This window comes from Streptomyces sp. NPDC107500, from assembly GCF_055582785.1.
Genome location: NZ_JBVJPF010000011.1, coordinates 142324 through 168063, shown reverse-complemented (window position 1 = coordinate 168063; position 25740 = coordinate 142324). Strand labels below are relative to the sequence as shown.

Below are 25740 nucleotides of genomic sequence, written 5' to 3'. Positions count from 1 at the left end.
GGGGGTATTTTGGCGTTTGTGGGGAGGGGGAAGGGTGGGGGAATGGCAGAATTGAAAGAAGGGAAACAGGCTGGGAGGTGGCGGGGAAAGGTGGGGGGGCCCCCCCCTTCGAGGGGGGCCCCCCCAGCGCCGTACACACCGATCGGGCCGTCGGCCCGAGGTCAGCCCATGAACTTCTTGAACTCGTCCGGCAGCTCGAAGTCCTGGCCGCCCTGCTTGGGCAGTCCGAGGGCGCCCCCGTTCTGCGCGGCGGCCGCGCGGCGGGCGGCCTCCTCCTGCTCCTGCTGCTTGCGCTTCATGGGGTTGCCGGAGCGCTGCTTGCCCTTGGCCTTCTTCTGCTGCTTCTTCTGCCGCCCGGGTCCGCCACCCATGCCCGGCATGCCCGGCATCCCCGGCATGCCGCCGCCCTGGGCCATCCGGGACATCATCTTGCGGGCCTCGAAGAACCGCTCGACCAGGCCCTTGACCGCGCTGACGTCGACGCCGGAGCCCTTGGCGATACGGGCGCGGCGCGAGCCGTTGATGATCGTCGGCTCCTGGCGCTCGGCCGGGGTCATCGACTTGATGATGGCGGCCGTGCGGTCGACGTCGCGCTCGTCGAGGTTGTTGATCTGGTCCTTCATCTGGCCCATGCCCGGCAGCATGCCGAGCAGCTTGGAGATGGAGCCCATCTTCCGGACCTGTTCCATCTGGGCCAGGAAGTCGTCCAGGGTGAAGTCCTGGCCCTTCTTGGACGCCAGCTTGGAGGCCATTTTCTCGGCCTCTTCCTGACTGAACGTCTTCTCCGCCTGCTCGATCAGGGTGAGCAGGTCACCCATGTCGAGGATGCGGGAGGCCATCCGGTCCGGGTGGAAGGCGTCGAAGTCCTCGAGCTTCTCGCCGTTCGACGCGAACATGATCGGCTTGCCGGTCACCGAGGCGATCGACAGGGCCGCACCACCACGGGCGTCGCCGTCGAGCTTGGAGAGCACCACGCCGTCGAAGCCGACGCCGTCGCGGAAGGCCTCGGCGGTGTTGACGGCGTCCTGGCCGATCATCGCGTCGACGATGAAGAGGATCTCGTCCGGCGAGACCGCGTCGCGGATGTCCGCGGCCTGCTGCATCAGCTCCTGGTCGATGCCCAGGCGGCCGGCGGTGTCGACGATGACCAGGTCGTGGACCTTGGACTTGGCGTACTCGATGGAGTCCTTGGCGACCTTGACCGGGTCGCCGACCCCGTTGCCCGGCTCGGGCGCGTAGACCGCGACACCGGCGCGCTCGGCGACGACGCTGAGCTGGTTGACGGCGTTGGGGCGCTGGAGGTCGCAGGCGACCAGGAGCGGCGAGTGGCCCTGCTCCTTGAGCCAGCGGCCCAGCTTGCCCGCGAGGGTGGTCTTACCGGCACCCTGCAGACCCGCCAGCATGATCACGGTCGGCGGCTGCTTGGCGAAGCGCAGGCGGCGGGTCTCACCGCCGAGGATGCCGACCAGTTCCTCGTTGACGATCTTGAGGACCTGCTGGGCGGGGTTGAGCGCCTTGGAGACCTCGGCGCCCAGGGAGCGTTCCTTGACGCTCTTGATGAACGCGCGCACCACGGGCAGGGCGACGTCGGCCTCGAGGAGCGCGATGCGGATCTCGCGGGCCGTGGCGTCGATGTCCGCCTCGGACAACCTGCCCTTGCCGCGGAGATTTTTGAAAGTCGCGCTAAGGCGGTCGGAGAGGGTATCGAACACGGTGGCGTCGGTCCTCGGAGTCGGGGGCGGTCTGAGCGTCTTCCAGGGTATCTGGCTTGGCAAGACATTCGTCCCCGCCCGCCGGATTACGCGGGCCGCCCCGTCAGGGACGACCCCGCAACGCCTCCTCCAGGGTCCGTGCCACGTCCCCGGCCTCCTCCCCCGGCAGCCGCGCGCCCTCCGGGCCCGTGACGTAGAAGGCGTCCACCGCGTTCGAGCCCAGGGTCGAGGCGTGCGCGCTGCGCACCCGCACGCCGGCCGCCTCCAGCGCCCGCCCGAGCCGGAACAGCAGGCCCGGCGCGTCCTGGGCGCGGACCTCGATCACCGTGGCCAGCCGGGACGCGGCCGGGGCGACGGTCACCCGGGGCGGCGGCGGCTCCACACCCCGGCGCCGCGGATGGGCGGCGTCCCGCTCGGCGAGCCGGGCGGCGATGTCCAGGCTGCCGTCCAGGGCCCTGACCAGGTCGGCCCGGAGCCGCGCGGCCTGGGGCAGCGAGCCGTACTCGGCGGCGACCCGCCAGTCCAGGAGCAGCACGGAGCCCTCGACACCGTCCGGGAGCGGCAGGGACCGCAGCTCCGCGGTGCGGACGGTCAGCCGGTGCATGGCCAGCACCCCGGCGACGGCCGGGAGCACGCCCTCCTGGTCCGGCACGGCGATCAGCAGCTCCACACCGAGCGGCTCGGGACCGGCGACCGCCGCCGGATCGGCCGATGCCGGGTCGACGGGCGGCTCGGTCTGGGCCCGCAGCGCCAGCACCGGCCCGCGCGTGCGGAACGCCTCGACGGCGAGCCGCTCCTGCTCGGCGGTGGGCGCGGCGGCCTCGGGCTCCTCCAGCGGGTCCCCGGCCAGCACCCCCGACACCCGTTTCACCAGGTCGGCGACGAGGGAGCCGCGCCAGGACGACCAAGCGGCGGGGCCGGTGGCCAGCGCGTCCGCCTCGGTCAGCGCGTGCAGCAGCTCCAGGGTGTGCTCCGAGCCGACCGCGTCGGCGACCGCGCGCACGGTGGCCGGGTCGTCGAGGTCGCGCCGGGTGGCGGTCTCGACGAGCAGCAGGTGGTGCCGTACGAGGGTGGCCAGGACGGCCGTGTCCGCGCGGTCGAAGCCGATGCGGGCGGCCACGTCCCGGGCGATCGTCTCGCCGGCCACGGAGTGGTCGCCGGGCCAGCCCTTGCCGATGTCGTGCAGCAGCGCGGCGACCAGGAGCAGGTCGGGGCGGTGCACACGGCGGGTGAACCCGGCGGCGCGGACGGCGGTCTCGATCAGGTGCCGGTCGACGGTCCACAGGTGCACCGCGTTGCGCTGCGGGCGGCAGCGCACCCGCTCCCAGTCGGGCAGCAGCCGGGTGACCAGGCCCTCGGCCTCCAGCGCCTCCCAGACCTGCACGGTGGGCCGGCCCGAGCCCAGCAGGGTCACCAGTTGCTCGCGGGCCTCGGCGGGCCAGGGCGTGGGCAGCGGCCGGGTGGTGGCCGCCAGGCGCCGGACGGCGTGCCGGGAGAGCGGGAGCCCGGCCTGCGCGGCGGCGGCCGCGGCCCGCAGCGGCAGCACGGGATCGCGTTCGGGGCGCGCGGTGCGGGCGAGCACCGCCTCACCGTCGTGCTCGACGACGCCCTCGGCGAGCGGGGAGCGCTCGGGCGCCTGCTTCCCGGCGCCCAGCATGGCCCGCAGCCGCGGCCGCACCGAGCGCGAGCGCAGCACGCGCCCCACCTCGCGCCAGGTGACGTCGCCGGCGTACGCGATGACCCGCGCCGTCTCGTAGACCTGCCGCAGCAGCGTGTCGGCGTCCAGCAGGCCCAGCTCGGCCGCCACCTGGTCCTGCTCCTGCAGCGCCAGCCGGTCGGTCGCCCGCCCCGTCGTCAGGTGGAGCGCGTCGCGTACGTCGAGCAGTCGGCGCCGGGCGTCGGCGAGACCCTCGCGCGGGGCGTCGGCCAGCCAGGAGGCGGCGACGGCGCGCAGGGCGGTGGCATCGCGCAGGCCGCCCCGGGCCTCCTTGAGGTCGGGTTCCAGCAGGAATTGCAGCTCGCCCTGGCGCTCGGCGCGCTCGGCGCACAGCTCCCGGAGTTCGGGGAGGCGCTTGGGGGCCTGGTTGCGCCAGTCGGCGAGAACGGTGGTGCGCAGGGACGCGGTCAGGCCGAGGTCGCCGGCGAGGTGGCGGGCGTCCAGGAGACCGAGTTGGACTTTCAGATCCTCTCCGGCCGTCTTCCGGGCCTGCGCCGGGGTGCGCACGGAGTGGTCGAGGTCGAGGCCGAGGTCCCAGACGGGGTACCAGAGGCGGTCGGCGAGGGCGGCGACCGCCGCGTCGTCGCTCCCGTCGTGCAGCAGGAGCAGGTCCAGGTCGCTGCGCGGGGACAGCTCGCCGCGCCCGTAGCCGCCGACGGCGACGAGCGACACGCCTCTGCCCGACCCGCCGGTGCCCGCGTCGAAGAGGCCCGACAGCCAGTCGTCGGTCAGTCCGGCGAGGGCCGAACGGCGCGGCGGCCCGGACCGCGCCCCCTCGGTGAGGAGGCGCAGCCGGGCCGCCGCGTAGCCGCCGGGTCCCGAGTCCTCTGCTTCTTTCGTCACGTCCGTACTCGTCACCCGGCGACTCCTGTTCTGGTTTCCCGCCTCAGAGGGCGTCCGGACCGCGCTCGCCGGTCCGGACCCGTACGGCCGTGTCGACCGGAACCGACCACACCTTGCCGTCACCGATCTTGCCGGTGCGGGCCGCCTTGACCACGACCTCGATCAGCTGATCGGCGTCGCCGTCCTCGACCAGCACCTCGATGCGGATCTTGGGCACCAGGTCGACGGTGTACTCGGCGCCCCGGTAGACCTCGGTGTGGCCGCGCTGGCGCCCGTAGCCGCTGGCCTCGGTGACGGTCAGGCCGTGGACCCCGAAGGCCTGGAGGGCCTCCTTGATCTCGTCGAGCCGGTGCGGCTTGACGACGGCGGTGATGAGCTTCATGCGTCCACCTTCTTGCTCGCGGTCTGCGTGGCCGTCGGGGCGGCCGTGGCGGCGGTGGTCCGGGCGGCACCGCCGCCGGCACCGCTGAAGTCGTATGCGGTCTCGGCGTGCTCGGCCTGGTCGATGCCGGTCACCTCGTCGTCCTCCGGTACCCGCATGCCGATGGTCTTGTGCAGGATCAGGGCGAGGATGGCAGAGACGATCAGGGAGTAGGCGAGCACCCCGAAGACACCGGCGCACTGCTTCCAGAACTGGTCCAGGCCGCCGCCGTAGAAGAGGCCCTCGACGTCGGACTGGCCCTTGCCGGAGGCGAAGAGGCCGACGAGGAGGGAGCCGAGGATGCCGCCGACGAGGTGGACGCCGACCACGTCGAGCGAGTCGTCGTAGCCGAACCGGTACTTCAGGCCGACCGCCATGGCGCACAGCACGCCGGCGATGACGCCGATGGCGATCGCGCCGAGCGGGGAGACCGCGCCGCCCGCCGGGGTGATGGCGACCAGGCCGGAGACCGCGCCGGAGGCCGCGCCCAGGGTGGTGAAGGCACCGTGCCGGATCTTCTCGTAGGCGAGCCAGCCGAGGACCGCGGCGCCGGTGGCGACCTGCGTGTTGACGAACATCAGCGCGCCCACGCCGTCGTCGTTGCCGAGCCAGGAGCCGGCGTTGAAGCCGAACCAGCCGAACCACAGCAGGCCGGCGCCGAGCATGACCAGCGGCAGGCTGTGCGGGCGCATCGGGTCCTTCTTGAACCCGACCCGCTTGCCGATCACCAGGATCACGCCGAGGGCCGCGGCGCCGGCGTTGATGTGCACGGCCGTACCGCCGGCGAAGTCGATCACGCCCAGCTCGAAGGCCCAGCCGCCGGCGCCCCAGACCCAGTGGGCGACCGGGAAGTAGACGACCGTGGCCCACAGGGCGATGAACAGCGCCCAGGCGGTGAACTTCACCCGGTCCGCGAGGGCGCCGCTGATCAGGGCGGGTGTGAGCACCGCGAACATCAGCTGGAAGACCAGGAAGACGAAGACGGGGATGGTGTAGCCGTCCCACAGCTCGGTCAGGCCGATGTTGCTGAGGCCGACCCAGTCGGAGTTCCAGCCGACGACGGAGCCGGTGTCGGTGCCGAACGCCATCGAGAAGCCGTACAGCACCCACAGGACGGTGACGATGCCGAGGCTGATGAAGCTCATCATCAGCATGTTCAGGGTGCTCTTGACGCGGACCATGCCTCCGTAGAAGAAGGCCAGGGCCGGCGTCATCAGCATCACCAGGGCGGAGCAGATGAGCATGAAGCCTGTGTTGGCGGCAGAGAGCTCCGTCTCTGCGGCAAGCGTGATGGCTGGAGCCATCGGCGTCTCCTCGTCGTTGGTACGGCCCCGTGCGGGCGAAGCCTGGGCGGGACTGAGGGGGCGGGCCGGTTATGCGCCAAGACATTGGCGCAGCGCGGTTTCGGTCGGTGCCCCTCGTTGTTTCGCCGCCGTGACGAAGGCGCCGTGCGTGTTACGCGTGAGTGAACTGCCGGATGCGGGTCCAAGCGATCGTTATGGTGGCGCAACGTCCGCACCGGGGGGTGGGCCGGCCGCGGCGGCCTCCGAATGACCTGGCATGGGGGAGCCGAGTCGGGCAGTTCGGGAGGGCCGGCCGCGGCCGGGGTCGGTGGGTGTCAGACCGCTTCGGCGGTCTCCGGAAGCTCGACGGCGAGCCGCTCGGTGAGGTCGACGATCTCGCCGAGGTCGCCGAAATCGCGTACGGCCGTGTCGACGGTTTTGCGGATGCGGGTGTTGACGCGTTCGGAGCGGACCTTCTTGGCGATGCGCATGGCCTCGACCGCCACGCCGGTGCTTTCCTCGGGTTCGCGGCGCAGCAGGTGCACGGTGGCCATGCCGATCAGGTTCAGCGCGTAGGAGCGCTGGTGCTCGTCGTCCTCGGCGAACAGCTCCACGGCCCGGCGCATCAGGGGATCGGCCAGGGAGGCGTAGGCGGGGCTGCGGCCGGCCACGTAGGCGAGGTCGCGGAAGGAGTGGCTGTTCTCTCCGTACAGCTCGGCCTCGGAGAAGAAGCGGATCCAGTCGGGGTCCGGCTCGTCCCACTCGGCGGCCTCGGCGAAGGTGTCCTCGGCCATGCGCACCGCGCGCTTGCAGCGGCCGGGCTGTCCCATGTTGGCGTAGGCGCGGGCCTCCATCGCGTACAGCATCGACTGGGTGCGGGGGCCGGCGCAGTCCCGGCTGCCGTACTGCGCGAGGTGGACCAGCTCCAGGGCGTCGTCGGGCCGGCCGAGGTGGATCATCTGGCGGCTCATGCTGGAGAGGATGTACGAGCCGAGCGGCCGGTCCCCCGCCTCCTTGGCGGCGTGCAGGGCGAGCACGAAGTACTTCTGCGCGGTGGGCTGTAAGCCCACGTCGTACGACATCCAGCCGGCCAGCTCGGCCAGCTCGGCGGCGACCTTGAACAGCTTGGCGCGGGTGGTCTCGGTCTGCGGTTCCTGGAGCAGGTCGGTCACCTCGTGCAGCTGGCCGACCACCGCCTTGCGGCGCAGGCCGCCGCCGCACTGGGCGTCCCAGCGGCGGAACATCACGGCGGTGGACTCCAGCAGCTCCAGCTCCGGGCGGGAGAGCCGGCCGCGCGCGCGGGAGACGGGAGCGGGCTCACGGCCGGCGGGCGGGGCGGCCGCGGGCGAGGGGACGAGCCAGCGCTGCATGGGCTCGATGAGGGACGGGCCCGCGGAGAGGGCCAGCGAGCTGCCGAGGAAGCCGCGCCGCGCCAGCATGAGGTCGCTGCGCGAGAACTCGCTGAGCAGGGCCACGGTCTGCGGGCCCGTCCAGGGCAGGTCGACCCCGGTCGCGGAGGGTGTGGGCCGGGTGGAGCGCAGGCCCAGGTCCTCGACGGAGACGACGACACCGAAGCGTTCGGAGAACAGCTCGGACAGGATCCGCGGGATCGGTTCGCGCGGATTCTCCCCGTCCAGCCAGCGGCGCACCCGGGAGGTGTCGGTGGAGATGTGGCCGGCGCCCAGCTGACGGGCCCGGCGGTTGACCTGGCGGGCCAGTTCGCCCTTGGACCAGCCGCTGCGGGCGAACCACGAAGTGAGCAGCTCGTTCGGGCGCTTGTCAGCGTGCGACGCGCTTCCCGCGCTCGTACCGCTTCCGCCGTTGCCGCTCACTGGAACGCCCCCATCCCTGAGACCACCTGTCGCCGAGTGCGCCAAGCCCTATCAGAATGCCGGTGATTGGGGCCCTCCGTCCGGCGGTTGCCACCCTTCGAACGGAAAGCCGTGTTGCCTCCGGCATACCCACGAGTGCATGTGCCCCACGGCTCCATGCACACAAAGTAGTCCCGCGATCACTCCTCCAGCCATGGCGATTGCGGAATCGCCACCATTCGCCACCCCTTCGAATGAACTCCCCCCGGCCGGTACGCGATTCACTTGACATAGGCCAACCGTGAGTAGGTGCGAGGGTGCACACCGGGGCGTGCGCCGTCGGGCACACCACCCCGGAGTGCTTCCGGACGCTGTCTGAACCGCGCCGCACTGGGGAGTTGGAAGCAGAGAGTCACGTTTCACGTCCGCTGCGTAACCGCCGCTGCGTCGGACCCGTTGGAGGGGGCATGGGCTTCACGATCGGCATCGGCAGCAGTCGGGGCATGCGCGAGACCCGGTCCGGCGCGCGCCGCCGGGGCCGCGCCGCCGAGTGCACCGTCGTGGCCGAGTTCACCGGGCTCTGGGGCTGGGACGTGGTGCCGGGCGCCCGGACCGCGGCGGGGGCCTGCTCGTGCGGGCGGTCCGACTGCCCGGCACCGGGCGCGCATCCGCTGGACTTCGCCCCCCGGGTACCGGCCGGGGCAACCCTGGACGGGGCGAGCGAGGCCTGGGCCCAGTTCCCGGGTGCCGCGGTGATGCTGCCGGTCGGGCGGAGCTTCGACGTGATCGAGGTCGCCGAGGCCGCCGGGCTGCGGGCGCTGACCCGGCTGGAGCGCATGGGCCTCCCGCTCGGCCCGGTCGCGGCGACCCCCGAGGGCCGCGCCCACTTCTTCGTCGCTCCGGGCGCCGCCGCCGAACTGCCCCGGCTGCTCTACCGGCTGGGCTGGGACGACCCGTCCGCCCTCGACCTGCGCGGCCTCGGTTCCGGTACGTACGTCACGGCCCCGCCCTCCGACCGCGGCGGCCGGGGCCCGGTGCGCTGGCTGCGCCACCCGGACCTCGACTCGGCCACCAGGCCGCCGGCGGCCCGTCTGCTGCTGGGGACGCTGGCGTACGTGGCCCACCGCTCGCGGGCGTAGACGGCCCGCCGCTTCGGCGCGAGGGCCCTACGGCGACCTTGGCACGGAGGGCCGTACGCCGACCTTCCGCGAAGGGCCGTACGGCGCCCCTGCGCGAAAGGCCGCGCATCGCCCCTGCGCGAAGGGCGGTGCGGCGCCCCTGCGCACGGCCCGTAAGGCGGCTCCGCACGGAGGCCCGTGGGCGACGCGGCACCAAGGCCCGTACGGCGATGCGACCGGCCCGCCCGCCACTGCGTGCCCCTACCGCCTACGACCGCGCGAGCGCGCGCCCTGCGGCGACCGGCCCACGCCCGGTACGACGAAGCGCCCGCCCCCGGGATGATCCCGGGGGCGGGCGCTCACGTGCGTCCGAGTCCGCTCTGGTTCGTCGCGTCGCGCGGGAGGTCACTCTCCGATGAGGGCGTCCACGAAGGCCGCGGGATCGAACGGCGCCAGGTCGTCCGCACCCTCGCCGAGCCCGATCAGCTTGACCGGCACGCCCAGCTCGCGCTGCACGGCGACCACGATGCCGCCCTTGGCCGTGCCGTCCAGCTTGGTGAGCACGATGCCGGTGATGTCGACGACCTCGGCGAAGACCCGGGCCTGGATCAGACCGTTCTGGCCGGTGGTGGCGTCGAGCACGAGCAGCACCTCGTCCAGCGGGGCGTGCTTCTCCACGACGCGCTTGACCTTGCCCAGCTCGTCCATGAGGCCGGTCTTGGTGTGGAGGCGGCCGGCGGTGTCGATGAGCACGACGTCCGAGCCCATCTCCTTGCCCTCCTTGACCGCGTCGAAGGCGACGGAGGCCGGGTCGCCGGCCTCCGGGCCGCGCACGGTGTGCGCGCCGACCCGCTCGCCCCAGGTCTGGAGCTGGTCCGCGGCGGCGGCACGGAAGGTGTCGGCGGCGCCGAGGACGACACTGCGGCCGTCGGCGACCAGGACGCGTGCGAGCTTGCCGGTGGTGGTGGTCTTGCCGGTGCCGTTGACGCCGACGACCATCACGATGCCGGGCTTGCTGTTCGGCGGCTCGGTCTTGACCTCGCGGTCCATGTCGGGGCCGACGAGGTTGATCAGCTCCTCGCGCAGCAGGGTGCGCAGCTCGTCGGGGGTGCGGGTGCCGAGCACCTTCACCCGCTCGCGCAGCCGCTCGACCAGCTCCTGGGTGGGCTGCACGCCGACGTCGGCGGTGAGCAGGGTGTCCTCGATCTCCTCCCAGGTGTCGTCGTCGAGGTGCTCCCGCGAGAGCAGGGTGAGCAGGCCCTTGCCGAGGGCGTTCTGCGAGCGGGAGAGGCGGGCACGGAGCCGGACCAGTCGGCCGGCGGTGGGCTCGGGAACCTCGATCTGCGGGATCTCGAGCTCTTCGGCGACGGGCGGCTCCTCGACGGTGGCGGTGCCGCCGTCCGGGAGGTCGACCTCCTCTATCGTCCGGCGCGTTTCGTCGCGCGGCGTCTCGGCCTCGTCGCCGACGTGCGGCTCGGCCGGAGGGGCGGTGATGTCGGGAGTGGCGGGCGGCGGCGGAGGCAGCTGCTTCTTGCGACGCGAGCCCACGAGCAGCCCGCCGAGCGCGCCGATCACGACCACGGCGATGACTACAGCAAGGATGACGATTTCCATAACGCGTCCAGTATCAGTCATGGACCCCGGGGACACCCCCCTCGTCACTTCCTCCAAAGGACAAAGGCCCCTGGAGGGCAGGAGTCGGATCAAAGTACGATGGAGGAGGCTGCGTCAACGCGCGTAGAGTCCCGACCGCCCCCTCTTCTCCCACGATCGAGGCACGGACCCCCCACATGAGCAAGACCGCCGAGAACGAAGGCGCCCTGGAAACCCGCGGCATCGAGCAGGTGCCCGACCACGAGCGCACCGCCCGGACCCGCGAGCTGTTCCCGACCTGGGTCGGCGCCAACATCAGCGTGCTGCTGCTCACGATGGGCGCGAGCCTCGTCGTGGCGTACCGGCTCAACTTCTGGCAGGCGCTGGTCGTCGCGGCCGCGGCGCCGGTCGTGTCGTACGGCCTGGTCGGGCTGATCGGCATCGCCGGGAAGCGCGGCGGGGCTCCGGGCATGGCGCTGTCGCGGGCCGTGTTCGGCCAGCGGGGCAATCTGCTGCCGGGGTCGCTGATCTGGGTCGCCCGCTGGGGCTGGGAGACGATCAACGCGGTGACCGGGGCGTACGCGGTGCTCACCGTGCTGGACATCGTGTTCGGCGTGCGGGCCAACAGCGTGCTGGACATGGTCACGCTGCTCGCCTTCGTCGTGGCGACGTTCGCGATCTCGGGGCTGGGGATCAACGCGGTCCAGAAGTGCAACAAGTACGCGACGTACCTCTTCGGCGCCTTCTCGGTGCTGGTCCTCGGCTACCTGGTCGTCGACACCGACTGGTCCGCGGTCTTCGACCGGTCCGCCGGTTCGGTGGCCGCGATGATCACCGGCGTCGGTCTGATCGCGGCCGGCGGCGTCAGCTGGATCCCGTCCGCCCCGGACTTCACGCGCTACCTGCCGCGCACGGCGTCCTCGAAGGGGATCGTGGGCGTGACCATCGGCGGGGCCGGCATCGTCGTCCTGCCCATGGTGCTGATGGGCATGATCATGGCCGTCTCCACGCCGGACCTGGCCTCGGCCTCCGACCCGGTCTCCTTCCTCGGGGAGATCCTGCCGACCTGGATCGCGGTGCCGTACCTGATCATCGCGCTGATCGGCATGCTGCTGATCAACTCGATGTCGATGTACTCGGCCGGCTTCACGGCCCAGACCCTGGGCTTCACCGTCCCGCGCCACTGGGCGGTCTCGGTCAACGCGGTGATCTCGCTGATCTTCGGCGGTGTGCTGATGCTGGTGGCGACCAGCTTCATGGGCTCCTTCATCGCCTTCCTGTCGCTGCTCGCGGTCGCCTTCTCCGCGTGGGTCGGCGTCTTCGGAGCGGACATGCTGCGCCGCAAGGAGTACGACGGCGAGGCCCTGGCCGACACCGGCCGGACCAGTGCCTACTGGTACCGCGGCGGCTTCTCCCCCGCGGCCGTCGCCGCGTGGGCGGTGGGTCTGGCCGCGGGCCTGATGTTCACCACCTCCGACTGGTTCACCGGCCCCCTGGCCGCGAACAACTTCGTCGGCGAGTACGGCCTGGGCTGGGTCGCCACGGTCGTCATCTCCGGCCTGCTGTACGTCGTACTGCCGAAGCCGGCGGTGGTCGTCCCGGCGGCGGCCGCCGACCGTGCCGCCGAGCAGGCGGAGTCGGTGACCGTCTGACGCCGCCCGCGGACGAATCCGCGCGCCCCCCGCACCGTTTGGTGCGGGGGGCGTCGGCGTTTCCGCGCCCATGCCCACCGAGGCCATGCTCAGGAAGCCGGTTCTCAACCACGCCCGGGTTCGCATGACATAGGGCCGCCGGCGTCTCCCCCACCGCTGTCGACGGCCGACGGGACACGACAGACCGCCGCCCCCGGTCCGGGCGGATGCGCGGGCCGGGGGCGGCGGACGGTACGGGGAGAGGGGCAGCGGGGACTTGGCCCTTCTCCCCGGGTTCGGGGCGGGGCGGTCAGCCCATCTCCTCCAGGGCCTTGCCCTTCGTCTCCTTCACGAACTTCAGGACGAACGGGATGGAGAGCGCGGCGAAGACCGTGTAGATCACGTACGTGCCGGACAGGTTCCACTCGGCCAGCGACGGGAAGCTCGCCGTGATGGCCCAGTTGGCGATCCACTGCGCGGAGGCGGCCACGCCCAGCGCGGCGGCTCGGATGCGGTTGGGGAACATCTCGCCGAGGAAGACCCAGACGACGACACCCCAGGACAGGGCGAAGAAGAGCACGAACACGTGGGCGGCGATCAGGGCGACCCAGCCCTGGGTGGCCGGGAGCTTGCCGTCGACCAGGTCGAAGGAGAAGGCCCAGGCCTCCAGGGCCAGACCGATCACCATGCCGACCGAGCCGATGAGGGCGAGCGGCCTGCGGCCGACGCGGTCCACGAAGATCATGGCGATCACGGTGCCGACGATGTTGATGATCGACGTCGTGAACGAGTAGAAGAAGGAGTCCGTGGGGTCGACACCGACCGACTGCCACAGCGTCGACGAGTAGTAGAACGCGACGTTGATGCCGACGAACTGCTGGAAGACCGAGAGGCCGATACCGATCCAGACGATCGGCTTGAAGAAGAAGCTGCCGCCGAGCAGGTCCTTGAACGAGGACTTCTCCTCGCGGTGCATCGCGTGCTCGATCTCGGCGACGCGGGCGTCGAAGTCCACGTCCTTGCCCTCGACCTCTTGGAGGATCTCCTTGGCGCGCTCGCGCTTGCCGACGGAGACCAGGAACCGCGGGGACTCCGGGATGGCGAAGGAGAGCAGGCCGTAGACGATCGCCGGGACGACCATGATGCCGAGCATGACCTGCCAGGCCTCCAGGCCCATCAGCTCACCGCGCTGGTCGCCGCCTGCGGCGTTCAGCAGACCCCAGTTGACCAGCTGCGAGACCGCGATGCCGAAGACGATCGCGGCCTGCTGGAAGGAGGCGAGCCGGCCGCGGTAGGCGGGCGGGGAGACCTCGGCGATGTAGGCGGGGCCGATCACGGAGGCCATGCCGATGGCGAAGCCGCCGATGACGCGCCACATGGCGAGGTCCCACAGCGCGAAGGGCAGTGCGGAGCCGACGGCGCTGACGGTGAAGAGGACCGCCGCGATCTGCATGCAGCGGATGCGGCCGATCCGGTCCGCGATCCGGCCGGCGGTGGCGGCGCCGATGGCACAGCCGATCAGCGCTACGGCGATGACCTGGGCCAGTACCGCGGAACCGACGTCGTAACGGTCGCGGATGGCCTCGACGGCACCGTTGATCACGGAACTGTCGTAGCCGAAGAGGAAACCGCCCATCGCGGCCGCCGCCGCGATGAAGACGACGTGCCCGAGATGCTCGGGATGAGCCGTCCTGGCTCCTGAACTGGCTGCCTGCGGTGTGCGGGACACGTGTACTCCTCGGGCTTCCGGCAACGCCGCCGGGGTGGATCGCCTTCGGCCCCCTGAAAGGAACCTGAAGGTAAAAGCAACGTTGCAGAGACTATGCCTTCAAGTATCGAAGTCAATAGGGCGAGTGCTGTGAGTTTGCAGATGCCTCAGTGAGATATGTGTTCAAGAGTTGAAGCAATTGAGGTCAGGGCTGGCGCAGCCGCTGACTGATGACCTTCGACACACCGTCGCCTTGCATCGACACGCCGTACAGCGCGTCGGCGACCTCCATCGTCCGCTTCTGGTGCGTGATGACGATCAGCTGCGAGGCCTCCTGCAACTCCTGCATGATCCGGATCAGCCGCTGGAGGTTGGTGTCGTCGAGCGCCGCCTCGACCTCGTCCATGACGTAGAACGGGCTGGGCCGCGCCTTGAAGATCGACACCAGCATCGCCACCGCGGTCAGCGAACGCTCCCCGCCGGAGAGCAGCGAGAGCCGTTTGACCTTCTTCCCCGGCGGCCGTGCCTCGACGTCCACGCCCGTGGTGAGCATGTTGTCGGGGTCGGTCAGGATCAGCCTGCCCTCACCGCCCGGGAAAAGCCTGCTGAACACGCCCTCGAACTCGCGGGCCGTGTCCCGGAAGGCCTCGGTGAAGACCTGCTCGACGCGCTCGTCGACCTCCTTGACGACCTGGAGGAGGTCGGTGCGGGTCTTCTTCAGGTCCTCCAGCTGCTCACTGAGGAACTGGTGCCGCTCCTCCAGCGCCGCGAACTCCTCCAGGGCCAGCGGGTTGACCTTGCCCAGCTGCTGGTAGGCGCGCTCGGCGGCCTTCAGGCGCTTCTCCTGCTCGGAACGGACGAAGGGGCGCGGGCGGTTGCGCGGGTGCTCGGGGTCCTCCGGGAGCTCCTCGCCCTCGGCGGGGGGCGAGGGCGGCACCTGCTGATGCGGGCCGTACTCGGCCGCCAGCCCCGCCGGTTCCACACCGAGCTCCTCCAGCGCCTTGGTCTCCAGCTGCTCGATGCGCAGCCGCTTCTCGGCGCCGAGTACCTCCCCGCGGTGAACCGAATCCGTCAACTTGTCCAGCTCCGCCTTGAGGTCGCGCCCCGCGTTGCGCTCGGCGGTCAGTTCCTGCTCGCGCCGGGCCTTGGCCGCCTCGGCGACGGTGCGTTCCTCGTCGGCGCGGGTCAGCGAGACCTCGACGTGGGCGAGCAGTTGCCGGGCGCCGGCGGCGACCGCCTCGGCGACGGCCGCCTCGTGCCGCAGCCGGGCCCGGCGCTGTTCGGCACGCGCGCGTGCCTCGCGTTCGGCGCGGGCGGCCCGGTCCAGGGAGTCGGCCCGTCCGGCGAGGCCCTTGACCCGCTCCTCGTGGGTACGGGCTTGGAGGCGGGCCTCCATCTCGGTCTGGCGGGCGTTGGCGCCGTCGGCGGCGAGCCGGTCGCGCGCGGAGGTGTCCGGCTCCTCCTCGACCGGCATCTCCTCGGCGACAGCCAACCGCTCGGCCAGCTCCTCGACGTCCAGCAGCGCCTTGTCCAGCGCCTCCTGCGCCCGCGCCGCCGCCGCGGTGGACCGTTCGGCCTCACCGGCGGCGCCCCGCGCCTGGCCCGCGAGCCGGCCGAGCTGCTGGGCGACGGAGGACTTCTCCCGGTCGGCGGCGCGGCGCCGCTCCCCCAGCTCCTCGACGAGCCCCGCGCACTCCCGGCGCCGGGCGGCGGTCGCCTCCTGGGCCCCGGCCAGCTCCTCGCACCGCACGGCCAGCTCCTCCAGCTCGGCGGCGGCCCGGTCCACGGACGCCTGCACCTCCAGCAGGCTGGGCGCCCCGGCGGACCCGCCCTGCGCGAAGTGCGCGCCGAGCAGGTCGCCGTCGGCGGTCACGGCGGTCAGCCCGGGGCGGGCGTAGACGAGGTCCTCGGCGTCCTCCAGGGTGGCGACGACGACGATCCCGCGCAGCAGCCGCCGCACCGCGGGCATCAGGTCCGACGGGCCCCGGACGAGGTCGGCCGCGTACGGCGCCCCGTCGGCGCGCGGTTCGCCCGGTACGTCGTCGGGGCCGCCGGCGAGCAGCAGGGCGGCCCGGCCGGCGTCCTGCTTGCGCAGCAGGCGGATGGCGTCGGCGGCGGCCGCCGGGGAGGTGACCGCCAGCGCGTCGGCGGCGGCACCGAAGGCGGCGGCCAGGGCGACCTCGTGACCGGGCGTCACGGTGAGCAGTTCGGCGGCCGGGCCCAGCAGGCCGGTGAGCCGGTCCTTGGCGGCGAGCACCGCACCGGTGCCGTCCTTGCGGCGCAGTCCGAGGGCCAGGGCCTCGTGGCGGGCCCGGGTGGCCGCGCGCTCGCGTTCCGCCACGGTGGCCGCCTCACGGGCGGCACCGAGCGCGGCCTCCGCCTCGGCCAGCCCGCGCTTGGCGGCGTCGTGCCGCTCGGCGAGTTCCTGGTCGTCGGCGTCGAGGCCGTCGACCTCGGCCTGGAGCGTCTCGTACTCCTCCTGGGCGGCGGCGGCCCGTTCCCGGGACTCGTCCCTGGCCTCGGCCAGCCGCTCGATCTCGGCCTGCGCCGCGGCGGCGCGCGAACGTGCGGCGCCGACCTGGCCGCTGAGCCGGGCCAGCCCCTCACGGCGGTCGGCGATCGCCCGTGCGGCGTCCTTGAGGCGGCGCTCCTCCTGGGCCAGCTCACGTTCGAGGTCCGCGCGGTGGGCGACGGTGTCCTCCAGGGCGTGCTCGGCCGCCTCCAGGGCCGCTTCGAGTTCCGCCTCCTGCTCGCGGACGCGGGCGGCCTCGCGCTCCAGCTCCTCCGGGTCCCGGCCGCGGCGCTCCTCGGGAGGCGCGGAGGTGGCGCTCTTCACCCGCGCCTCGGCCAGCGAGACGGTGCCGCGCACCCGCTCGGCGAGCTGGGACAGCTCGTACCAGGTCTGCTGGGCGCGCTGGAGGCGCGGGGTCAGCCGGCGGACCTCGTCCTCCAGGTCGGCCTCGCGGCGCAGTGCCTTGCCCAGTTCCCGTTCGGCGGCCTCCTTGCGCTCCTTGAGCGCGGCCTCGTCGGCGATCTCGGCCCGGAGCGCCTCGCGCAGCCGTACCAGGTCGTCGGCGAGGAGCCTGAGGCGCGCGTCCCGCAGGTCGGCCTGGATGACGGCGGCCCGCCGCGCCACCGCGGCCTGCCGGCCCAGCGGCTTGAGCTGGCGCCGCAGCTCGTCGGTGAGGTCCTGCACGCGCGCGAGGTTGGCCTGCATCGCGTCCAGCTTCCTGAGCGCCTTCTCCTTGCGCTTGCGGTGCTTGAGGACGCCGGCCGCCTCCTCGATGAAGGCGCGGCGGCCCATCGGGTCGGCGTGCAGGACGGAGTCGAGCTGGCCCTGACCGACGATGACGTGCATCTCCCGGCCGATGCCGGAGTCGGACAGGAGCTCCTGGATGTCCAGGAGGCGGCAGGTGTCGCCGTTGATCTGGTACTCGCTGCCGCCGTTGCGGAACATGATCCGCGTGATGGTGACCTCGGCGTACTCGATGGGCAGCGCCCCGTCGGAGTTGTCGATGGTCAGCGACACCTCGGCCCGGCCGAGCGGCGGGCGGCCGGTGGTGCCGGCGAAGATGACGTCCTCCATCTTGCCGCCGCGCAGCGACTTGGCGCCCTGTTCGCCCATGACCCAGCTGAGCGCGTCCACGACGTTGGACTTGCCCGAGCCGTTCGGTCCGACGACGCAGGTGATGCCGGGCTCGAACCGGAGCGTGGTCGCCGAGGCGAACGATTTGAACCCGCGCAGGGTCAGGGCCTTCAGGTGCACGCCGCCGGACTCTACCTTTCGGGGGTGTCTCACTCCATGAACCGGTGAACCACCGCGGTTTCGCCGGTGAACGTGCAGGGCACATCAGACGTTGAAGAGGGTGAAAGGATGCGCGGGGCAGGGAAGTCCGGTCGGACGGGGCGCTGAGACGGGGGCAGGAAAGAAAGAAGGGACGCCGAAGCGTCCCTTGCAGACTCTGACACCTAGCGGTTGTACGGGCGGGCCCGACCACTGCGTGCCGTGCGTGGAGCGATGCAGTGATCAGGTGAGCGCAGGCTCCGCCTGGTGTGCGTCAACGCTCTCCATGCTCTCCATGATCCTGTCGTGAGAAGCGGCAGCCGCCAGCACGTCGTTCTCCGCCTGGATTCGTCCGAGCTCGGATTCCAGGTCCTGGACGCGCTGCTGGAGCCGTCGCATCTCGGCGAGGAGTCGAGGGTCGGAGCCGCCGACGTAACCGAGAAGCGCCTTTGCCATGATGGATGGTCCTCCACAATGAGTGACCGACCGAAGCGGTGTGGGTCGTGAGGGATTCGCACCCGCGGTGCTTGGCACTTTGGAGTTTTTACTGCCGTTCAACCATGCCAAACAGCTAAGGTGCGCGGGGCTTTCAGCGTCTCACCAAAAAGTTTGACGGTCAACACGATCACGCCCCGTATCGACGGGCGTCCGGGGGCATGCGGCCGGGAAGCGGCGACGCTGCGACTCCTGCGGGCCCCTCGGGGCGTGGCGATCTTTCTGGTTGCGGAGCCTCCCACGACGGGCCGTCCCTTGGCAACCACCTGCCCGTTTTCGCTCCGGCCACCCCTGCGGGGCGGGTCGGAGCGGGCGCCGGGGAGATCTCGGACGGCGCGGTGTCAGCGGATGGCGAAGCCGTCGTAGCCGCCGCGAGGTGTGTCCCAGATCTCGGTGACGCCGTCCACGCGTCCGGGCGTGTCGTCGCCGTGCAGCCAGTCGAGGAGCCCTTCGCAGCGCTCCCGCGGGCCCTCGGCGACGACCTGGACGCGGCCGTCGGCCAGATTGAGAGCAAAACCACTCATGCCGCCGAGTTCCAGCGCCCTGGCCCGCGTGAACCAGCGGAAACCGACGCCCTGGACCTGTCCGCGCACCCACGCGACCAGTCGTACATCCTCGCTCATGACTGCAACCTAACCAGTCAATGTCCCGCCGGACACTTCACCCCCTCGCGCCATGCGGTACCGTCCCGGTCCAATGAATCTCATCTGAAACTCACTCGAAGGTGTGAGTTCGGTGTTGATCGTGAGGACCCGTCGCCCGAGACGGCGAGGACGAGGAAGGCCAGGACATGGGACGCCACCGACGCTCCGCCGCCGGCCGCGCCGCCACGGGCCGCGCCACGGGGGACCACCAGCCGGACGCTACGGCGGGACGCGACGCCCGGACGCCGGACGCGGGCGAGGGCCCGACCATGGGGATCGCGCCCTACCTGAACCCCGAGGCGTACGCCGAGGTCCGCGCCAGGAGCGACGCCTACCTGTACGCGGACGACCCCGACGGCGAGGGCCCGCAGGCCGGCCGCACGGTCGCCTTCCCCAGTGCGGGCTACGCCCCCGAGGGCGGCCCGCAGCCCGCGGGAGGTCACCGCAGGCGCCGGAAGAAGGCCGCCACCCCGGTCCGCACCGGACTGCTCGGTGTCTCCGCCGCGGTCGCCATCGGCACCGTGGCGGTGGCCACGGGCGCGGTACCCGGCCTCGACAACTACCGGATCGGCGGCGGCAGCGGCGGGGGCGACCGGGTGCAGGCCCAGGACACGCCGACGAACAGCCCGAGCGAGCAGGGCGGCACCTCCGGCAGCGCCGACACCGGCCGCGGCGGCGACGGCTCCACGAGCCGCGGCACCGACCGGTCCTCGTCGCCGTCGTCGCCCTCCGGGTCCGCGTCGTCCAAGGACACCCCCTCCCCCGCACCGTCCTCGACCTCCCCCTCGGCCTCGAAGCCGACGGCCCCGGCCGAGACCCCGTCGAAGACGAAGAAGCCGAAGACGACACCGAGCGCCAAGCCGGAGACCACGCCCTCGCGCCCGGCCACCAAGGAGCCCGCGCCGCCCAGCGCGCCGGCCGCCGTGTCGGAGGAGTCCGTCGCCGAGGCCCAGGTGCTCAAGCTGGTCAACGACGAGCGGGCCAAGGTGGGCTGCAGCCCGGTGGCCGCGAACAGCGCCCTGCGCGAACTGGCCGAGGGCTTCAGCAAGGCCATGGCCACGGAGGGCTTCTTCGACCACACCGACCCGGGCGGCGCGACCCCGTGGGACCGGGCGGCGGCGGCCGGCATCAGCAACCTCGGCGGCGAGAACATAGCCCGCGGCCAGGCCGACGCCCAGGCCGTGATGGACGCCTGGATGGACAGCCCCGGCCACCGCGCCAACATACTGAACTGCGACTTCCAGACCCTCGGCGTCGGAGTCCACTTCGGCTCCGGCGGACCGTGGTGGACGCAGAACTTCGGCTACTGACCGCCACCACCCCCACTGTCCCTCGCGCAGCGCACTCTGCGGGACAGCGCTGTGCTCACGTACGCTTGGTGCATGTCGACCACGCAGGAGCGCGCGGCTGAGCAGGAGCCGGCGTACGACGTGTTCGCCCGGGGCTGTCCCTCGCGCGGCACACTGGAGCACGTCACCGGGCGCTGGGGTGCGCTGACGCTCGGCGCGCTGTACGAGGGTTCCTTCCGGTTCAACGAGCTGCGCCGCCGTGTCGACGGCGTCAGCGAGAAGATGCTGGCCCAGACCCTGCACGCGCTGGAGCGCGACGGTCTGGTGCACCGCGAGGCGCAGCACACCAACCCGCCCCGCGTGGACTACGAACTCACGGCCTCGGGCCGTGACGTGGCGCAGCGGCTCATCGCGCTCATCCAGTGCCTGGAGGGACGGATGGACGAGGTGCTGGCGTCGCGCGAGCGCTACGACACGCAGCGGATGCCTACGGCGTGACCCTGGGCGGTCGCTGGCACTTCGGGCAGAAGTAGCTGGAGCGGTTCATCCAGGGCCGGCGGCGCATGGGTGTGGCGCAGCGGCGGCAGGGCAGGCCCTCGCGGCCGTACGCGTCGAGCGAGCGGTCGAAGTAGCCGGACTCGCCGTTGACGTTGACGTACAGGCTGTCGAAGCTGGTGCCGCCCACGGCGAGGGCCGCGTTCATCACGTCCCGGACGTGGCCGAGGAGTTCCGCGGTGCGGGGGCGGGTGAAGGTGGCCGTGGGGCGCTCGTAGTGCAGCCGGGAGCGCCACAGCGCCTCGTCGGCGTAGATGTTGCCGACGCCGCTGATCAGGGACTGGTCGAGCAGGGCCCGCTTGATCGTGGTGCGCTTGCGGCGCAGGGCGAGGTGGAATGCCTCGTCGTCGAAGAGGGGGTCCAGCGGGTCGCGGGCGATGTGCGCGATGACGTCGGGCAGGCCGTCGGGGGACGTGTCGTGCAGCGACAGGCCGCCGAAGGTGCGCTGGTCGACGAAGCGGAGTTCGGTGGAGAGGTCGTCGGCGAAGCGGACGCGGATGCGCAGGTGCTTCTCGGCCGGTGCCTCGTGCGGCTGGACCAGCAGCTGGCCGCTCATGCCGAGGTGGGCCAGGACCGCCTGACCGGTGTCCGCCAGCGGCAGCCACAGGTACTTGCCGCGCCGGGCGGCGGTGCCGAAGCGGTGCCCCTTCAGCCGGTGGGCGAAGTCGTCGGGGCCGGCGATGTGCCGGCGTACGGCGCGCGGGTGCAGTACCTCGGCGTCGGCGACGGTGCGGTGGGCGACCCAGCGCTCCAGGCCGCGCCGGACGACCTCCACCTCGGGCAGCTCGGGCATGGGATCCCCTCGGGCGGGCCGGCGGACCGGGCCTGGTGGTCGGACGACGAGCCGAACGCCCGCCCCGGAGGTGGGGCGGGCGTTCGGGCCGTGCGGTGGATGGTCAGGCGGAGGTGGACGCCTCGTCGGGGTCCACGTCGACGGCGTTCGCCGTCGCCTTGGCACGCTCGTCCGCCGCGGCCCGGATGGACCGCCACGCGGATTCCGCGGCCTGCTGCTCCGCCTCCTTCTTGCTGCGGCCGGTGCCGGTGCCGTACGAGACGCCTCCGACGCGGGCGGCAGCAGTGAAGGTCTTCTCGTGGTCGGGGCCGGTCTCCGTGACCAGGTACTCGGGGACACCGAGTCCTTCGGTCGCGGTGAGTTCCTGGAGGCTGGTCTTCCAGTCCAGGCCGGCACCGAGGTTGGAGGACTTCTCGATCAGCGGGTCGAACAGGCGGTGCACCAGTTCGGAGGCCGCGTCGAGGCCCTGGTCGAGATAGACCGCGCCGATCACCGCTTCGAGGGTGTCGGCGAGGATGGACGCCTTGTCCCGGCCGCCCGTGCCCTCTTCACCGCGGCCGAGCCGGATGAAGGAGCCCAGTTCGAGCCCGCGGCCCACCTCCGCCAGCGCACGCGAGTTGACCACCGCGGCCCGCAGCTTGGCCAGCTGGCCTTCGGGCAGGTCGGGGTGGGTGCGGTACAGCGTGTCCGTGACGACGAGGCCGAGGACGGAGTCACCGAGGAACTCCAGCCGCTCGTTCGTCGGCAGGCCGCCGTTCTCGTACGCGTAGGAACGGTGGGTCAGTGCACGCACCAGAAGGGCGGACTCGAGCTGGTAGCCGAGCCGCCCTTCCAGAAGCGTGTGGGACGAGGCCTGGGTGTCCGCCTTCTTCTTGGCGGGTGGGTCCGCCTTGGCGTCTTCCGCCTTCTTGGGGACTGACACAGTGCCTCTCACCAGCCGCTCAGACCTCGAGGACCTGGCGCTTGTTGTAAGTGCCGCAAGACGGGCACGCGATGTGCTGCTGCTTGGGCTCGTGGCAGCGCTCGCACGCAACCAGGGTGGGGACCGCAGCCTTCCACTGCGACCGGCGGTGGCGCGTGTTGCTGCGCGACATCTTCCGCTTCGGAACAGCCACGGCTACTTCTCCTGCTTCTCGGCGGCGTCCGCGGAATCTGGCCCGTCGCCGCTCATCTCGTCCTTCTCGCCGTCTTCGAGTGAACCGGCGAGTCCCTGCAGTGCCGCCCAACGGATGTCGACGGCGTCGTGGTGGTGGTCCGGGTCGTCCGCCAGGCGTGCTCCGCACTCGGAGCACAGACCCGGGCAGTCTTCCCGGCACACCGGCTGCATCGGCAGTGCGAGCACCACCGCGTCGCGCAGCACGGGTTCGAGGCCGATCAGACCGTCCTCGATGAAGAGCCTGTCCTCGTCGTCCTCGGCGTCGTCGCCCGGTTCCGCCGCAGGGCGGCCCCGGTCGTCGGCGTCAGGGTACGAGAACAACTCCTGGAAGTCCGCTGTGAGCTGCTGCTCAAGCGGCTCCAGACACCTTACGCACTCCCCCTCGGCCGTGGCACGGGCGGTGCCTGTGACGAGCACCCCTTCCATGACCGACTCGAGTCGGAGACCGAGCTCCACCGGTGCGCCTTCCGGCACTCCGATGACTCCCTGGACACCGAAGTCCTTGGGAGCGTCGACCGTGCGGGTCAGGCGCTGGAGCGCACCGGGCCGCCGTCCCAGCTCGTGCGTGTCGAACACGAGGGGGTCGCGGTGGTCGAGGCGCGCGTTCAGAACCATTCCTGCTTTCGGTCTTCGTAGCTCGGGGATGCCACCCTGCGATGTTCCAGGGCAGCGGCGATCGCGGACGTACGCGCGACCGAAGAGCCAGGATACTGGACCATTCGCTCATGGCCCAATCCGGACCTGCGGGGCCCGTGGGAACGCCCTAGACTCCGCGGCCCTGCTCGTAGGCCCGCAGCTGTTCGGCGCTGATCATGCTGGTGTCGAAGAGGCTGGTCTCGTCGAGCGCCTGCGGCTGGACCTGCGGGGGCTGCGGGGGCTGCTGCGGTTGCTGGGGCTGGGCGTAGCCGTGCTGGGGGTCGTAGGCCTGCTGCTGGGCGTCGTAGCCCTGGTAGGCATACGGGTCGCCGGGCTGCTGCTGGTAGCCGTACGGGTCCTGACCGGCACCGTAGGCCTGCTGGTAGGCGGCGTACGGATCGGGCTGCTGCTGCGCGTAGCCGTAGGCCGGCTCCTGCGTGGGCATGTCCGGCACGGCCTGGGCCGGGATCTGTGCCGCGGCCGGCTGCGGCTCGCCGTACTCGGGCTGCCGGGGCTGCTCGGCGGGGGCGTCGGAGAGGGCCGCGAGGCCGGCCAGGTAGTCGGCGTCGCTGGAGTGCTGGACGGTGGTGGCGTCGTCGGCGAGGGCGCCGAGGTCGTCGGTGGCGATCCGGCCGTGCAGCTTCTGGCGGCCCCGGCCGACCGCCTCCAGGGTCTTGGCCAGCACCGCCTCGAAGGCGCCGAGCTTGGTGTCGACGTAGGCGTCGGCGTCGCGGCGCAGGGTCTCCGGGTCGTGGCTGCGCTCGGGGGCGTCCTCGTCCTCGTAGCCGTTCTCGTCGAGGCCGGGTCCGGTGCCGAGCAGCTTCTCGCGGCCGCGGCCCACCGAGCCGAGGGTCTTGGTGAGGACGACCTCGAAGTTGGCGAGCTTGGAGTCGACGTAGTCGTCGGCCTCGGCGCGGACCTCCTCGGCCTCCTGGCGGGCCTCGGCGAGGATCCGGTCGGCCTCCGTCTGGGAGCGGCGGGCGACCTCGGTGTCGGCGATCAGGGAGCCCCGCTCGGCGTGCGCGGTCTCGATGATCCGGTCGGCCTCCTGGCGGGCCTGCGCGACCATCTGCTCCCGGCCGCCGAGCAGTTCCTGGGCCTGGGCGAGCGAGCCGGGCAGCTCGGCGCGCAGCTCCTCCAGCGTGGCGAGCAGTTCCGCGCGGTTGACCACGCACGAGGCCGACATGGGCATGGCGCGGGCCCCGGAGACCATCGCGGTGATCTCGTCGAGCTTCTTCTGGACGTCCACCGTGTGCTCGCCACTCTCTACAGCTGTGTTGGAGACGGACGGGACGACTGTACGACCCTGGGGTGTCCCCGGGACACCGGGTGACGGATTGTCAGCCTCCGGAGGCGGTACGGCGGGCGGTTCAGTGCTTCTTCAGGCGCTCGGAGAGGACGTCGAGGACCAGCGGCGGTACCAGGTGGGACACGTCGCCGCCCCAGGTCGCGACCTCCTTGACCAGGGAGGACGACAGGAAGCTGTAGGTCGGGTTGGTGGGGATGAAGAGGGTCTCCACGCCCGAGAGGCCGTTGTTCATCTGGGCCATCTGCAGTTCGTAGTCGAAGTCGCTGACCGCGCGCAGGCCCTTGACGATGGCCGGGATGTCGCGCTGCTTGCAGAAGTCGACGAGGAGGCCGTGGAAGGACTCCACGCGCACGTTGCCGTACTCGGCGGTGACCTGGCGGATGAGGTCGATCCGCTCCTCGATCTCGAAGAGGCCCTTCTTCGCCTGGTTGATCATCACGGCGACGTAGACCTCGTCGTAGAGGCTGGAGGCCCGGCCGATGATGTCGAGGTGTCCGTTGGTGATCGGGTCGAACGACCCGGGACAGACGGCACGGCGCACTTGAATTCCCTCGCTCTCCGGTCCGGTCATCGTGCGTCTTCGCACGTAGAGGCGGCGCGACCGTACCAAAACGTTCCCTCGCCGTAGCGACGGGCACGGATCGCCTCGAAACCGTCCGGCCAGCCGAATTCCCCGCCTCTGGTGCTGCGCTCCACGGTGACGAGCGCTTCCCCGGCGAGCCAGCCTTCCGTACGGAGTGTGAGCAGGATCTCCCGAAGATCGTCGTCGGAGACGGCGTACGGCGGGTCCAGGAAGACGATGTCGTACGGCTCCCCGGGGGCGGGGGTGCGGATGGTCTGCTCCGCCTTGCCCGCCCGGACCTCGGCGCCGGGCAGGCCGAGCGCCTTGACGTTCTCCCGGACGGTGCGGACGGCGCGGGCGTCGGCCTCGACGAGCAGGACGTGTCCCGCGCCCCGGGACAGCGCCTCCAGGCCGACGGCGCCGGAACCGGCGTACAGGTCGAGGACGCGTTCGCCGTCCAGCGGGCCGCCGAGCAGGGACTGCCACGTGGAGAGGAGCCCCTCGCGCGCGCGGTCGGAGGTGGGGCGGGTGCCGGTCCCCCGCGGGACGGCCAGGCGGCGTCCGCCGGCCTTGCCGGCGATCACTCGGGTCATCTGAGGTCCTTGGTTGTGAGCGGCTCTGTGTTCAGTGTGGCTGGTCGCGCCCACGCGGCGGAGCCGCACACCGGCACAGCCTCGCGG

Annotated in this window: 21 protein-coding genes; 4 read left to right on the top strand and 17 right to left on the bottom strand. The window is 71.8% G+C overall.

Translation table 11 applies throughout. The features are described from left to right. Window positions 1-161 precede the first annotated feature (161 nt). The 5 genes from ffh to nsdA form a co-directional block, all read right to left on the bottom strand. A complete protein-coding gene (ffh, locus tag ACZ67M_RS36080; protein ID WP_469854148.1) occupies window positions 162-1712 on the bottom strand; it encodes a signal recognition particle protein in 1551 nt (516 codons plus the stop codon). A 103-nt stretch (window positions 1713-1815) separates the two neighbouring features. After that, window positions 1816-4287, bottom strand: coding sequence for a [protein-PII] uridylyltransferase (locus tag ACZ67M_RS36075; RefSeq protein ID WP_469854147.1), 2472 nt, complete (start codon window positions 4285-4287; stop codon window positions 1816-1818). Between the two features lie 28 nt (window positions 4288-4315). Continuing rightward, on the bottom strand, window positions 4316-4654 hold the full coding sequence (locus tag ACZ67M_RS36070; protein WP_122615177.1) for a P-II family nitrogen regulator: 339 nt from the start codon (window positions 4652-4654) through the stop codon (window positions 4316-4318). Beyond that, window positions 4651-5997: an ammonium transporter gene (locus tag ACZ67M_RS36065; RefSeq protein ID WP_450733969.1), complete on the bottom strand. Its 1347-nt coding sequence runs from the start codon at window positions 5995-5997 to the stop codon at window positions 4651-4653. Before ACZ67M_RS36065 ends, ACZ67M_RS36070 begins: the two co-directional genes overlap by 4 nt. A 314-nt stretch (window positions 5998-6311) precedes the next feature. Further along, window positions 6312-7808 (bottom strand): transcriptional repressor NsdA, encoded by a 1497-nt coding sequence (gene nsdA, locus ACZ67M_RS36060; protein WP_361365332.1) that lies wholly within the window; start codon window positions 7806-7808, stop codon window positions 6312-6314. Between the two features lie 446 nt (window positions 7809-8254). On the opposite strand from nsdA, the gene ACZ67M_RS36055 reads away from it, so the two are divergent. Next, on the top strand, window positions 8255-8926 hold the full coding sequence (locus tag ACZ67M_RS36055; RefSeq protein ID WP_361365329.1) for a bifunctional DNA primase/polymerase: 672 nt from the start codon (window positions 8255-8257) through the stop codon (window positions 8924-8926). A gap of 384 nt (window positions 8927-9310) precedes the next feature. Here the strand turns inward: ACZ67M_RS36055 and ftsY are convergent, their stop codons facing one another. Then, a complete protein-coding gene (ftsY, locus tag ACZ67M_RS36050) occupies window positions 9311-10519 on the bottom strand; it encodes a signal recognition particle-docking protein FtsY (protein WP_361365326.1) in 1209 nt (402 codons plus the stop codon). Window positions 10520-10695: 176 nt separating this feature from the next. Between ftsY and ACZ67M_RS36045 the strand changes: the two genes are divergently transcribed. Then, entirely contained in the window at window positions 10696-12150 is a 1455-nt protein-coding gene (locus ACZ67M_RS36045; protein ID WP_361365323.1) for a cytosine permease, read from the top strand. Between the two features lie 289 nt (window positions 12151-12439). Here the strand turns inward: ACZ67M_RS36045 and ACZ67M_RS36040 are convergent, their stop codons facing one another. The 4 genes from ACZ67M_RS36040 to ACZ67M_RS36025 all read right to left on the bottom strand — a co-directional run bounded on the left by ACZ67M_RS36040 (window position 12440) and on the right by ACZ67M_RS36025 (window position 18739). Then, window positions 12440-13858, bottom strand: a complete 1419-nt coding sequence (locus ACZ67M_RS36040) for a sugar porter family MFS transporter (protein WP_361365320.1) — start codon at window positions 13856-13858, stop codon at window positions 12440-12442. Window positions 13859-14042: 184 nt separating this feature from the next. Further along, the gene (gene smc / locus ACZ67M_RS36035; protein ID WP_469854146.1) at window positions 14043-17603 is read right to left on the bottom strand and encodes a chromosome segregation protein SMC; all 3561 of its coding nucleotides are present in this window, start codon (window positions 17601-17603) and stop codon (window positions 14043-14045) included. Window positions 17604-17864: 261 nt separating this feature from the next. Further along, complete coding sequence (locus tag ACZ67M_RS36030) at window positions 17865-18077, bottom strand: hypothetical protein (RefSeq protein ID WP_064730026.1); 213 nt, start codon at window positions 18075-18077, stop codon at window positions 17865-17867. 380 nt (window positions 18078-18457) lie between these two features. Continuing rightward, window positions 18458-18739, bottom strand: coding sequence for an acylphosphatase (locus ACZ67M_RS36025; protein WP_125491686.1), 282 nt, complete (start codon window positions 18737-18739; stop codon window positions 18458-18460). 167 nt (window positions 18740-18906) lie between these two features. On the opposite strand from ACZ67M_RS36025, the gene ACZ67M_RS36020 reads away from it, so the two are divergent. Both ACZ67M_RS36020 and ACZ67M_RS36015 read left to right on the top strand, forming a co-directional pair. Beyond that, window positions 18907-20070, top strand: a complete 1164-nt coding sequence (locus ACZ67M_RS36020) for a CAP domain-containing protein (protein WP_469854145.1) — start codon at window positions 18907-18909, stop codon at window positions 20068-20070. 72 nt (window positions 20071-20142) lie between these two features. Then, complete coding sequence (locus tag ACZ67M_RS36015; protein WP_385799976.1) at window positions 20143-20547, top strand: winged helix-turn-helix transcriptional regulator; 405 nt, start codon at window positions 20143-20145, stop codon at window positions 20545-20547. Here the strand turns inward: ACZ67M_RS36015 and mutM are convergent. From mutM to rsmD, 7 genes are all read right to left on the bottom strand, one after another. Continuing rightward, window positions 20537-21397: a bifunctional DNA-formamidopyrimidine glycosylase/DNA-(apurinic or apyrimidinic site) lyase gene (gene mutM / locus ACZ67M_RS36010; protein ID WP_122617669.1), complete on the bottom strand. Its 861-nt coding sequence runs from the start codon at window positions 21395-21397 to the stop codon at window positions 20537-20539. The two genes, ACZ67M_RS36015 and mutM, sit on opposite strands and share 11 nt — an antisense overlap. A gap of 103 nt (window positions 21398-21500) precedes the next feature. Continuing rightward, window positions 21501-22331 carry a ribonuclease III gene (gene rnc / locus ACZ67M_RS36005; protein ID WP_361365308.1) on the bottom strand — a complete coding sequence of 277 codons (831 nt, stop codon included), beginning with the start codon at window positions 22329-22331 and terminating at the stop codon, window positions 21501-21503. 7 nt (window positions 22332-22338) lie between these two features. After that, complete coding sequence (gene rpmF, locus ACZ67M_RS36000; RefSeq protein WP_003951102.1) at window positions 22339-22512, bottom strand: 50S ribosomal protein L32; 174 nt, start codon at window positions 22510-22512, stop codon at window positions 22339-22341. A 2-nt stretch (window positions 22513-22514) separates the two neighbouring features. After that, window positions 22515-23168 (bottom strand): YceD family protein, encoded by a 654-nt coding sequence (locus ACZ67M_RS35995; protein ID WP_361365305.1) that lies wholly within the window; start codon window positions 23166-23168, stop codon window positions 22515-22517. A 148-nt stretch (window positions 23169-23316) separates the two neighbouring features. Next, window positions 23317-24438, bottom strand: a complete 1122-nt coding sequence (locus ACZ67M_RS35990; RefSeq protein WP_385799969.1) for an ATP synthase F0 subunit B — start codon at window positions 24436-24438, stop codon at window positions 23317-23319. A 121-nt stretch (window positions 24439-24559) separates the two neighbouring features. Next, on the bottom strand, window positions 24560-25039 hold the full coding sequence (coaD, locus tag ACZ67M_RS35985) for a pantetheine-phosphate adenylyltransferase (RefSeq protein ID WP_125491692.1): 480 nt from the start codon (window positions 25037-25039) through the stop codon (window positions 24560-24562). 26 nt (window positions 25040-25065) lie between these two features. Continuing rightward, on the bottom strand, window positions 25066-25653 hold the full coding sequence (rsmD, locus tag ACZ67M_RS35980; protein WP_361365298.1) for a 16S rRNA (guanine(966)-N(2))-methyltransferase RsmD: 588 nt from the start codon (window positions 25651-25653) through the stop codon (window positions 25066-25068). Window positions 25654-25740: the final 87 nt, after the last annotated feature.